Origin of the sequence: Arenibacter algicola, assembly GCF_000733925.1 — a bacterium.
GTDB lineage: Bacteria > Bacteroidota > Bacteroidia > Flavobacteriales > Flavobacteriaceae > Arenibacter > Arenibacter algicola.
Window position 1 is genome coordinate 252,477 of record NZ_JPOO01000003.1, and the last position, 12,846, is coordinate 265,322.

Consider the following 12,846-nt stretch of genomic DNA (forward strand, 5'->3'; position numbering starts at 1 on the left):
ATTAGTAAGCATTTTAATATACTAAATATTGTTTTCGGCTAATTTAAGTCTTTCGGCTTCCCAACCATAATCCACATATTCCCAAGAAAAATCATTTCCACTTATTTTAATTTTTACAAAGCCTTCCTTGGTATTGTGCCTTCTTCCTTTCCAACCATTGCCTGCAATGGAGCCTCCCGTTAAAAAATGAAATCGATCGTTGATGAATCCGTATTCCTTCCAATGTATATGTCCCTGTAGAACCAGCTTTAAATTATGCCCTTCAAGGATCTTAAATACATCCGAAGCATTGTTCACTGTTCTACTACCTTCGCTACCGTTTAATTGGGAATAGGTGCAGATCATGGGAATATGGGTGGTAATGATAATTGGAGTGCTTTTATCCAGCTTTGCAATATCTTCCTTTAACCATTCCAACTGTTTTTCATGAAAGATACCCTGATATCTTTTGTTTTCGGTTACGTCCAAGGAGTTGAGAGTTATAAAATGCCACCCTTTATGATCAAAAGAATAGTAAGTGTCCCCAAAATGTCTTTCCCACATACCGTATTTATAATCTGGATGATCTTCAGATTCGGGACTTTCTTCATAGATGGCAAATAAATCGTGATTGCCGATGCAGTTATAAACGGGCATATTAAAGCCCTTGCTCATATCTTTATAAAGAGTAAACAGGGATTCACTTTGGTCAAAATTCCCGCGCATGGTGTCATATACGAGATCCCCTCCGGTAATTACAAAATCGGGATTCAATTTATTTACCTTGTCTATGGCCATCTGAAACCCCTTGGGCGCATTCATTTCCGGTTTTATGTGTATATCCGTTAGAAATGCGAATTCGAAAGAATCTCCATTTTCTTCTGTTGCTTCCTTTTCACTTGAACCTTGACAGGAAATCTGGGTAAATGGTATGGCTACAGCTGCCAAGCCCGATTGAAGCAAAAACTTTCTTCTGCCGCCTAAATCTTTTTTTTTGTCCTCCATGACCTACTTTTTATTTAATTCATCTTGGTTTATAATCCATATCTCGGAAACTTGGGACCCCCTTTCTCCCTGACCACAGCTCCATTCCAGTTCCAGTATACCGTCCTCTAAGGTTTTGTTAGGAACCTTAAACTCGTAGATAGGTTGGTCACCTGTAGTAATGAAGTCATGTATCATAATGTTCTCTGCCATTAATCTAATTTTTGAACGAAAGCGCCCTGTATAACCCACCCTAATTAAATAGGAGCCTTTGGGATCCAAATCAGGATACACCATTTTTAAAGGTTCATCATATAAGGCCGTAACTTGGTTCATCCAAGATAGTGGCGTTGTATGGCCGTCAAAGCCTACAGCCGTTATCTCATGTACCCATTCTTCACCTCTTAGACCTACCCCAAAACCGACCCTTGGCGATTTTAATCCACCTGGATCTTCTTCATAACTATAATTGGAAACTACCCTGTTCCAACTTGCTGGTGTCCCAAAATTATCATAATATCCACCGGGACCCGGGTTGTTCCGCTCCAATAAATTGGCTATTGCCTTCAATTTATCAGCTTCATCTCCATTTTTTTCGATTAAGGAAAGTTGGTCTATCAGCCACATACCGTCATTCAAAGGCACATCAATATTATCTATAAAATTTCCTCGCCCAGCAGCCGCAAAGTGTTTTCCCACGGTTAATTGGGCACCTATACTTTCAAACAGATCATTGGCCAAGGCATAACATCTGTTTTTCCATTCGGACATAATTGGTTGCTGTTTGGCCTTATATAAGGTTTTCATAGCTTTTTCTATAGCATCAATTGTACCTATAACTTTGGCTGTCGACAATATTTCCCTTGCCTGCTGCTCCAATTCCGTCTCATAAATCAATCGTCTATATTGATAAGCGTCGAAATAGGCTCTTATGAGTCCCATTTGAAAACGGTAATTACCTAAAACTTCCTTTGTCGCATTCTTTTCCAGATTCTGCCACTGCTGCAAGGTTCTAATTACCCCATCGTTGGTAAGTAATGGACCTTGAAGGTTTTTTTCCAAGGCCATTAATCCATGGGAAACTGTCTCTTTATAATTGGGGCCAATAAAATAGCGAGCATAATCCCGCAAGGTTTCCATAACGGGTGTTTTTGGATCCCAATCCTGATCGCTCCATATCATTTTATTAACATCGTCATTGGTGCCTTCGGAATAACTTATACTTCCCTGGGCATATTGGTCAAAGGCGTTATGAATTATTTTCTGGTCATTGGGCCTAGGATTTATACACTCCCTCCCCAAGGTAATGGCATAGGCCAGATCCCAATGTGGAATGGGATATTGGCTGCTAAGACTATGGGTTATATCCGGGTACCTTCGTATCGGAATTCCTGGATTAAGGCGTTCCCTAATTTCTTTAATCGGCGTTTTTATCCAAGGTCCAAATACAATGCCACCAAACCACGGGTACTCTTTGTTTACATGTTCATAAAAAGTTTCGAACCAGGCATTTGTGGGCCTAAAAACCTGAGGGGAAACCCATATTTTGGCGTTAGGATGGTATTCATGCAGCACTTTGGCTTCCTTTTCCAACCAGCTGAACAATTCATCCGGCTCCAAATCCCCTGGATCTCCACCTGGGACAAATAGTGCATCCAATCTGGGCACGGCTTTGAATACCTTACGGCGCTCCTCAATTTCCAACTTCAATGAGTCGGGACTTGTATAGTCCGACCCCAAATTGGGATACCACATCCAAACATCCATGCCATATTTATCACATATTTTGGATTGTTCCACAATCATTTCGATAGCTGGAATCTTCATATGAACACTGGTGAAATCATCATCGGTACGGGGAGGCATTATTTCAATACTATTGGCTCCAAAAATTGCCAGATCCCGAATATAATCATCAAATTGCTCCACAGAAAATGCGTCATAGGAATTGGTCTTTGGCCGGTAACCCAATTGGTGACCACGTATGGGATATGTCGGACTGGAAGCAATATTCAGATCAGATGGTAACAATATTTGGCCCTGGGACAATTCCAATTTCCTTAAAAGTTTTCCAATCCCATATAGTACCCCTCTGGAATCGTACCCCACCACGAGGACTACATTTTTTTCTGAAACTACGGCCAATTTATAACCTTCCGCTTTTATGTCTGGCATAGTGGCCAATAGCTGCTTGTATTCCAATGGAAATTTATCAAGGCCCGTTTGGAGTCCAATAACCACAGCACTTTGGGTTTTATTCGAAAATTTGTTGCCTTTTGTTAGGGTAATACTGCTCCTTTTACTTATTTCCTCCTGTAAAACGGTGATGGCATTTAACACTAATGGATCCTTTTTTTCCAAGCTGATTATTTTAGCCTGACCCAAATCGATCATTTGTCCGAAAAGGGAAGATGGATAAATCAAAATAAACAGAATTAAGAATAAGATTGATTTAAAAATTCTGTTCATATAAATTAATTTAATTATCTAATAATCAGTTATTTAATATACATTTCCTTATTCCTAAATTGCCAAATCGCTGCCAGTGGACAAATTGTGGCTATCGCCTACAGCCTTTTTAATATTACTTAGATCCTCTGAAAGTTTCTGACTAAATAGGCGCATATCCGAACTGTGCAAGACAATATTGGCTCCTTCCTTTACCCATTTAATTTGATACTCCGGATGGGCGGGAAAATGTATTCCTGCAGCAAGCCCTTTTGCCCTTGCCTTGTGTATTATTTCTTTAACAGTCTTTTCAAAATCATGGTGATCATATTGTTCCGGTAGTCCCATATTTATGGAAAGATCATGTGGGCCTATAACGATGCCGTCCAAGCCAGGAACACTAAGCAGCGCGTCCAATCTCTGTACCGCTATGGTACTCTCTATATTTATCAAACATAGGCTGTCCTGATTGAAGTTGTCCAAATAAGATTTCAGTACTGGCGATAATTCCTCTTTTCCGGTTAGTATATTCTCAAGTCGTTCTCCCTTCAAGGGCCTATATTTAGTGGCACCCACCATCTGCTGTACTTGACCAATATTTTCAATATAAGGCGCAAGAACCCCCACAGCCCCCGCATCTTTGGCCATACATGCCGCATAGGGGTCGGGACTTGGTAGACGAACAATCGGAGACATCCCATGAGCACTATATACCTGACATAAAAAGGTAAGTTCCGTTCTATCCAAGGGTACATGTTCCGTATCCAGAAAAACAAAATCCAAGCCAGTGCCCTTTACTACCTTGGACCAAATGGGAGAGGTGGATAAAATACAGGTCCCGTAGATATTTTGGCCGCTGTTTAGTTTCTGTTTGAGGTCAAGTGCCATTGGTTAGTATTTAGTGTTCCTTATATAGGGATATAAGATTAATTGTTCACCACATTAATGGGACTACCCTTTAAAAAAGCTTCTAAATTTTCAAGGGCCGTATTCAACAACCTGTCCCTAGACTCTTTTGAAGCCCAGGCAATATGTGGCGTTATGATACAGTTATTGGCGTCTAATAATGGATTGTCCTTATCAATAGGTTCTTTGGATACTACATCCAGTGCAGCACCGGCTAATTTTCCATTGTCCAAAGCTTCCTTCAAATCTTGCTCTACGATCAATTGACCACGCGAGGTATTTATAATCATGGCGCCGTGCTTCATTTTGGAAATATTGGAAGCATTTACAATACCTTCGGTTTCTGGAGTAAGTGGACAATGTAAACTTATCACATCCGATTTGGCCAGTAGTTCCTCCAAATCAACCTGCTTACAAGTGCTGCTCTCCAGTTCAGGTTTCTTTCTACTCCCGGAAGTCAATATATTCATTCCAAATGCCTGGGCCAATTTGGCAGTAGCTTGCCCTATTCTCCCGAAACCAATAATGCCCATAGTTTTGCCGTCCAATTCTATAAGCGGATAGTTCCAAAAACAAAAATCCTTGCTTTTGGACCATTCCCCCTCCTTAACGGCACGATTGTGTTCCCCGACGTGATGGCACATTTCCAAAAGGAGTGCCATAGTCATTTGCGCCACGGCAGTGGTTCCATAGCCGGGCACATTGGTTACCACTATGCCTAAGTCTTTTGCGGCATCCACATCCACTACATTGTAGCCTGTGGCCAACACCCCGATATATTTTAATGAAGGTACCTTATCCAAAACCTCTTTGGGCAGAGGTGTCTTATTTGTAAAAATTATCCCTGCATCCCCTATGGCATTTATAATTTTATCGTTGTCATATTCAGTTCGATCATAGATGGTAAGTTCTCCAAATTTTTTAAGTTTCTCCCAGCTAAGATCTCCTGGGTTTAAGGTGTATCCGTCTAGAATAACAATTTTCATATTTTATGCTCTTATTAATATTTGCATGCGAATATTACTTCACAAAAATGGTCCTATGCCTTATAAATTGGACCTTAAATTACTACAGAATTTAATTTTTATTTCCGTAAAACAACCAACTTTTATATAAACTATACATTTAAGTAAATTACACCAAACAACTGGTAATTAATTATTTTATTAAATAATCTATATTTTGAAAGACAGAAGCGTTTTTACCACAACGCCCAACACTTGTCCAATAAAAAATACAATCAAAGACCGAGGGTGATTGAAAAGTTGTCAGCGCCAACTCTTCAATATGTTTAGCTTTTTTTAAGCCTAATCAATCCCACCAACCTACCAAAGAACACTTAAGGTTTCCTACAAATATAAAATATATCGCAAGGGTTTACTAGCCTATATATTATCGAATTCAGATTAAATATTGACTTTCCCGCATTATAATCCCTATTGCCCTTGAAAGCTGTCCAGTTTTACAACTTCAGCTATTCCAATAGCAGAGAAAATTGCAAGACTTCTTTCCTGCAAAATGATTCCTTCTTGGTCCAAATGCATCAGTTTTTCAACTATTTATATCATTTACGCGGAAAAGGATAATTTTTTTAATCTCTTTTTAAGATATTAGAGGAATATTCATAGCCATATAATCAACCTAAACTTGAATTAAACCATGAAAAAGCTAGCCATTTACATGTTTTTGGCAGTATTGCCCCTCTATGCCAATGGTCAGGCCATTAGTTATAAGACCATAGAAAATGTTTATTACTATGATTCACAAACAGTAGGACAGACTACTTATATGAAAGAAAAAAATCTTTTGGATATCTATCATCCGGAAGGGGATCAGAAAGTACCTGTGGTTATATGGTTTCATGGAGGAGGATTAACGGCTGGTCAAAAAGAAATTCCATCTGCTTTAAAGGAAAAAGGATTTTGTGTAATTGGAGTAGGATATAGGCTTTCTCCAAATATAAAGGCCGAAACCTGTATAGCCGATGCTACTGCAGCCATAGCTTGGGTATTTAGGAATATTGAACGATATAATGGTGATCCCAACCAAATATTTGTCTCCGGACATTCAGCAGGAGGTTATTTGGCCCTAATGTCCGTTATGGACAAAAGCTGGCTCCAAAAGTACAATTTGGATTCCGATCTGGTCGCTGGACTAATTCCTTTTAGTGGCCATACCATTACCCATTTTACGATAAGAAAGGAACAGGGCATTCCGGGGGAACAACCTATTGTTGATAAGTTAGCGCCCTTGTACCATGTAAGAAAGAATGCACCGCCTACCTTATTGATTACTGGGGACAGGGAAAAAGAGATGCTGGGAAGGTATGAGGAGAATGCCTATTTCTATAGAATGATGAAAGTTACCGGACATCAGGACATAACCTTATACGAAATGGACGGCTACGGACATAATATGACCCAACCGGCATTTCCTTTATTGGTTGATTTTGTAAAGTCCAAATCTAATGTGGACTAGAAAGACTTCACATTTTGTAAATTGATTTAATTTTTCACGCGCCAATATTTTGTACATTATTCACTTTTATTATGAGTCAAAATAATAACCCGGAGCCAATCAACATATAATGAAAATTGTAATAGCCCCCGATTCTTTTAAGGAATGTTTATCAGCCCGGCAGGTGGCCAGCAATATAGCATTAGGCATACGAAAGATAGCGCCCAATGCGGAAATCTACGAAATCCCCATATCGGATGGAGGGGAAGGCGTACTCGAAGCTCTTATAAATGGCGTTGGTGGCCGTAGAATATCTGTTTCCGTTATGGATCCCCTTATGCGCCTAATCCAAGCTGAATACGGTATTTTAAAGGATGGGAAAACAGCCGTTATAGAGATGGCCAAGGCCTCCGGATTGGAATTGCTCAAGGAGCCCGAAAAGAACCCTCTGATAACTACAACCTTTGGTACGGGGCAATTGATCAAGGATGCATTGGATAAGGGTTGCAATAAGATTATTATTGGCATAGGCGGAAGCGCCACCAATGATGGGGGAGTCGGAATGGTAAGAGCATTGGGAGCTAAATTCTTGGATGACCAGGGAGAAGAGATTCCCGAGGGAGGTGGAAGCTTGGGCGGCTTGACGACCATAGATTTGTCCAATTTTGATGATAGAATTCAAAATTGCGAGCTAATCGTTGCATGTGATGTATCCAATCCCCTTAGCGGTGCCAATGGAGCCTCCATGGTTTATGGCGGCCAAAAAGGAGGTAGTATGGAAGATTTGGAGTTCTTAGACAGTAATCTAGCCCATTATGCCACTAAAATTAAGGCCACCATTGGTATAGATGTCGCCCAGATTCCCGGTGCAGGAGCAGCTGGCGGTACTGGTGCTGGATTATTGGCTTTTTTGAAGGGCCAACTGGTAAATGGAATAGAATTAATTCTACAGACCATTAAAATAGAAGAATTTATAAAACAAGCCGATCTGGTATTTACCGGCGAAGGAAAAATAGATGGTCAAACCCTACATGGTAAAACTATTTCCGGAATTGCGGCCATGGCAAAAAAACATGAAGTTCCGGTAATCGTGCTTACTGGAAAAATAGGGGAGGGAATTGATGAAATATACAACATAGGTGTCAGTGCGGTGTTTTCCATAGTTAATCAACCTATGGAGTTAAAGGTGGCTATAGATCAGGCTCCCGTGTTAATTCAGGATTGCACCAAAAATATAATGGCCGCCATTATGAGTTGTAAGACGGATTTATAGAAGAGCAAAAAAGATCAAAAAAAAAATCAAATAAACTAAACAATAAAACAATTATGCCAAATCCATGGACGGGGAAAGGAAACCCTTACACAAAACAAGAAGTTAGAGATAGGTTACAAGCAGTAGTAAATCAAAAAAAAGCCATTATTGCGGCCGGTGCCGGTACCGGGATCAGTGCTAAATTCATAGAAAAAGGTGGTGCGGATCTGATTATCATATACAACTCGGGCAGGTTTAGAATGTCCGGGCACGGTTCAACTGCGGGGATGATGGCCTATGGGGATGCCAATGCGGTAGCCATGGAAATAGGGGAATATGAGGTTTTGCCCGTAGTGGAGGAAATTCCTGTAATATGTGGGGTTCACGGAAGTGACCCAAGAAGAAGAATGTGGCACTTTTTGGGAAAAGTAAAGGATATGGGCTTCTCAGGGGTCAATAATTTCCCGACACATTCCATCATCGATGGCCATTTTAGAAATGTACTTGAAGAAACCGGAATGAGTTTTCAAAAAGAAGTGGATATGGTAGAACTGGCCACCAAAATGGACCTGTTTTCTATCGTATATGTAGGCAAACCGGAGGAGGCCGTACAAATGGCAGATGTGGGTGCCGATGCCATAATTGCCCATGTAGGGACAACTGTTGGTGGTTCTATCGGGGTTACCAGCGCCACCGCCTCCATGGACGATGCCCTGGAGCGTACCCAAAAAATAGTCGATGCCGTTAAGAAAGCAAATCCCGACACTTTTTTATTGGCCCACGGTGGACCGATCAATACCCCTGCCGATGTAAAATACGTACTGGAACACTGCAAGGGCCTGCACGGCTTTGTAGGGGCATCCTCCTTGGAAAGAATGGGCATAGAACAGTCATTGACCAACCTGACCAAGGAATTCAAAGCATTGACCCTATAGTTTGTCTATGGAAAGGAATTGGAAATTCGTCAAGGAAAAAGACCAAATGTTCGAAAGGGCCTTCGGGCGGGACCATCATTGGCATTATCATCCCGAAATTATAAAACAGGCCGACTCCTATATGGTGAAGGTGGTAATGCCTGAGGGCGGGGGACATAATTTTCACGTACATCCGGAAATGCATGAAATTCTTTACGTCCTTAAAGGCACGGCCGAACAATGGATAGAAGATGAAATGCAGCTTTTGGAGGCGGGCGACTCCGTTTACATAGGGGCCAATGTGGCACACGGTACTTTTAATGCCGGACAGGGGGAACTGGAGTTTCTGGCCATCCTGTCCCCTCCTGAAGGATGGGGAGCGGGTACTGTGGATGTTAGTGAAAATGCTCCTTATTCGGAATATCGTCCAAGAATCCAATAATCCAATATATTGCCTTTTCTAGAATCTATTTCATTTGCGCTTGGCTATAGTAATTTATAACATAAAATTTTAAAAATGAAAAATGCAACCGCTTACCTCTCAATACTATTTTGTGGAATGGTAATTTTATCAAGCTGCTCCGGGGAAAAGGAGCCGCCCCCGCCATTGACCTATACGGGAGAGAACCCAAGGGTCCAGGATCCGTTAAGTCCTGAGGATTCCCAAAAGCATATCCAGCTTCCGGAGGGGTTCAAAGCGGAGCTATATGCCGCCGAGCCCAATATTATTAACCCCATAGCCTTTACCTGGGACGAAAGGGGAAGGCTATGGGTGGTACAGTCCAAGGATTACCCACATGGACTTGCCAATGATGTTGGAGGGGATAGGATTACCATCTGTGAGGATACCAATGGGGACGGCAGTGCCGATAAATTTACCGATTATGCCACGGATCAAAATCTAACAACCGGAATTACCTTGGTAAAAGGTGGTGCCATTGTGTCGCAGGCTCCAAATATGGTTTTTCTGGAAGATACCGATGGGGACGACAAAATGGACAAGCGTACCGTTATGTTCGAAGGTTTTGGAACCTGGGACACCCATGCTGGGCCATCGAATCTACGCTATGGGGTCGATAACATGATATGGGGCTCCGTAGGTTATTCGGGCTTTGAAAATCAGTTCCGGGGCAAGCCTGTAGAATTCAAGATGGGCGTTTACAAATTTGCCAAGGACGGTTCCTATTTTGAACCGGTGGGGCAATTCAACAACAATACCTGGGGACTCGGTTTTAACGAGAATTTTGAAATATTTGGATCTACTGCCAACAATAACCACTGCTGTTATGTTGGGATACCTTTAAAACATTATGATTATTTGAACAAAATGCCCTCTTGGGCTGTCAATGCGGACTTTATCCAGGGGCACTATGAAATTACCCCTGTAGATACCATTCCGCTGCAACAGGTAGATGTACGGGGAGGGTATACGGCTGCCTCCGGCGCCAATTTCTATACTGCGCGAAACTATCCGGAGGCCTACCAAAATCAAATGTATGTTTGCGAACCAACCGGACACTTGGTACATATTGCAAAAATAGTCAAGGATGGGGCAGGGTATAAGGAGGTAGACGGTGGCAATATTTTTGCCAGTACCGATGCCTGGACCGCACCGGTTTTTGCCGAGACCGGCCCGGACGGTAATCTATGGGTAGCGGACTGGTACAATCCCGTGATCCAGCACAACCCGGACAAAAGAGGGATGGACAACCAGATCTGGAACGCGGATAAGGGTGAGGGCAACGCCCATTTAAATAAACTGCGCGATTATGGCCATGGGAGGATATACGTAATTACCCATGAGGACGGTGATGATCCGGATATCACCTCCCTGGATCCCGAGGATGATGAAGCACTACTGGAAGGGCTTGAAAGCGATAATATGTTCTGGAGAACTACGGCCCAGCGTTTAATAGTGGAGAACAAGAAGGTCTCCTTGATCCCGGACCTGATCAAATTGGCGGGTGACAATAACAATATTGATAAAAGCGGCCTCAATGCCGGCGCCTTGCACGCCCTATGGACCTTAAAAGGCCTGGGCGCTCTCAATGGTTCCAATACAGAAGCCAACGAGGTGGTCCAGAAAGCATTGACCAGTAGCTCATATGGGGTAAAACGGGCCGCACTGGCTTTGTTGCCCGCAACAAAAGAAAGTAGTGAAATCTTGGCACAATCCGGCCTATTAAGCAGTACAGACCCACAGATCAAGCTTGCTGCGGTACTGCGTGCAGGGGAATTACCGGAATCCAACGCATTATATACTGAAATAGAAAAATTGTCCAAGGACGAAGCCAGCACTTCTGACAAATGGATCAATGCCGCCATAAAAATTTATTTCAGGGAATTGAACTTTCAAGAGGTAAACCCTTCAAGCGTAGTTATGTTGGTTCCCTCGGCAGAAGAAAAAAAATCCACTTGGAACTACACTACCGATCAACCTGCCGATAACTGGACGAAATTGGAATTCGATGATTCCGATTGGAAAAAGGGTACAGCCAAGTTTGGAGGTGATAATATGAAACAGGTAAACACCCCATGGAGCAGTTCGGATATCTGGATGCGTCAAGAAGTGCTTGTTTCTGATGAAATTACGGAACCTGTTATCAAAATAGCCCATGATGACGACTATGAAATATATGTAAATGGCCAACTTTTGATATCGGAAACCGGATCCAGTGAAGCTTATAAATACATAAAGCTCGATAGCGAAAAAGGCGGATTATTCAGGAAAGGCAAGAATTTAATTGCCATTCACTGTGTTAATACTGGAGGGAATCAACACATTGATATGGGTATAGGCAAGGTCGGAAAAATAAAGGCCGATGTAACCTTTGTCCTCAATACCGTAAATCAGGAAATGGCTTTTGATAAAAAGACACTTCACGCCACGGCAGGACAGACAGTGGAAATAGTATTGAACAATAAGGATCAGATGTCCCATAATTTAGTGGTCATCCAACCTGGTAGTGTGGAAACTTTCGGGGCCATGGTAGATGGGTTCCTGAAGAATCCTGAAGCAGAAAAGATGGGATATGTTCCAAAATCAAGATATGTGCTTGGGGCAACGGATATGTTGACACCAGGAGTTACCGGATCTGTAATTTTTAAACTTCCGGACACACCGGGAATTTATCCCTATGTCTGTACTTTTCCCGGCCATTGGCGAATGATGCAAGGGGTAATTGTAGTAACAGCCCCTGGGTCCTACATCTCCGAGGATAAGGAAGCTCTGAAAATCTCGGCCATGGGCGGTGGTGGTTCCCATGACTTCCTTAAATTTTTTGGAGTTGCCGATGGTGAAATCCTTAGTGAAGGCGGGAAGAACACGTTCATATACACGGAAAATTCAATGGAATTGGGAACCTTGCTTCCAACGACCGATGTGCTTTTATTAAGCAACAACAAACCTTTGGATAAAAATACCAGGAATACCATTATCAACCGTGTAAACGCAGGGGACATGAATTTGCTTATCTACCACCCCAGTACCTGGTACAATTGGGAAGACTGGCCGGAATACAACAAAACCCTGGTTGGGGGAGGATCCAGATCCCACGAAGATCTGCAGGAATTTGAAGTAAGGGTAGTTAAGCCAGATCATCCCCTAATGAAAGGCGTGCCTTCCAAATTCAGGATCGTGGACGAATTGTACCGATGGGAAAAGGACCCCGGAGCGGAAATAGAGGTTCTAGCAGTAAGTAGAGGCTTAAAATCTGGGGAAGAATATCCAACGGTCTGGATAGTAAAACATCCCAAGGCCAAGATTGTTGGTAACACCTTGGGCCACGATGAAAGGGCGCATGGGCACAAGGCCTACCAAACCATTTTAAGAAACAGTGTAAATTGGGTGGAAAAATAGTATAGGACCATGTGGGCATTCAGACAACATTAGTGACTAAAGTAGGG

Annotated in this window: 9 protein-coding genes; 5 read left to right on the forward strand and 4 right to left on the reverse strand. The window is 42.3% G+C overall.

Translation table 11 applies throughout. The annotated features are described in order from the left end of the window. Positions 1-21 precede the first annotated feature (21 nt). From U735_RS0111255 to U735_RS0111270, 4 genes are read right to left on the reverse strand one after another with little or no spacing between them, the layout of a single operon-like run. Positions 22-984 carry a metallophosphoesterase family protein gene (locus U735_RS0111255; protein ID WP_031443912.1) on the reverse strand — a complete coding sequence of 321 codons (963 nt, stop codon included), beginning with the start codon at positions 982-984 and terminating at the stop codon, positions 22-24. Positions 985-987: 3 nt separating this feature from the next. Continuing rightward, a complete protein-coding gene (locus U735_RS0111260) occupies positions 988-3,432 on the reverse strand; it encodes an alpha-glucuronidase family glycosyl hydrolase (protein WP_031443913.1) in 2,445 nt (814 codons plus the stop codon). Positions 3,433-3,486: 54 nt separating this feature from the next. After that, complete coding sequence (locus tag U735_RS0111265) at positions 3,487-4,299, reverse strand: HpcH/HpaI aldolase family protein (protein WP_034248440.1); 813 nt, start codon at positions 4,297-4,299, stop codon at positions 3,487-3,489. A gap of 38 nt (positions 4,300-4,337) precedes the next feature. Continuing rightward, positions 4,338-5,303, reverse strand: a complete 966-nt coding sequence (locus U735_RS0111270; RefSeq protein WP_031443915.1) for a D-2-hydroxyacid dehydrogenase — start codon at positions 5,301-5,303, stop codon at positions 4,338-4,340. A gap of 673 nt (positions 5,304-5,976) precedes the next feature. Between U735_RS0111270 and U735_RS0111280 the strand changes: the two genes are divergently transcribed. The 5 genes from U735_RS0111280 (at position 5,977) to U735_RS25010 (ending at position 12,799) form a co-directional block, all read left to right on the forward strand. Then, positions 5,977-6,795 (forward strand): alpha/beta hydrolase, encoded by an 819-nt coding sequence (locus U735_RS0111280; protein ID WP_031443916.1) that lies wholly within the window; start codon positions 5,977-5,979, stop codon positions 6,793-6,795. Positions 6,796-6,904: 109 nt separating this feature from the next. Then, entirely contained in the window at positions 6,905-8,047 is a 1,143-nt protein-coding gene (locus U735_RS0111285) for a glycerate kinase (protein WP_031443917.1), read from the forward strand. A gap of 53 nt (positions 8,048-8,100) precedes the next feature. Beyond that, positions 8,101-8,961: a phosphoenolpyruvate hydrolase family protein gene (locus tag U735_RS0111290; RefSeq protein WP_031443918.1), complete on the forward strand. Its 861-nt coding sequence runs from the start codon at positions 8,101-8,103 to the stop codon at positions 8,959-8,961. 7 nt (positions 8,962-8,968) lie between these two features. Then, positions 8,969-9,382, forward strand: a complete 414-nt coding sequence (locus tag U735_RS24585) for a cupin domain-containing protein (RefSeq protein WP_051892089.1) — start codon at positions 8,969-8,971, stop codon at positions 9,380-9,382. Between the two features lie 75 nt (positions 9,383-9,457). Continuing rightward, on the forward strand, positions 9,458-12,799 hold the full coding sequence (locus U735_RS25010) for a PVC-type heme-binding CxxCH protein (RefSeq protein WP_051892092.1): 3,342 nt from the start codon (positions 9,458-9,460) through the stop codon (positions 12,797-12,799). Positions 12,800-12,846: the final 47 nt, after the last annotated feature.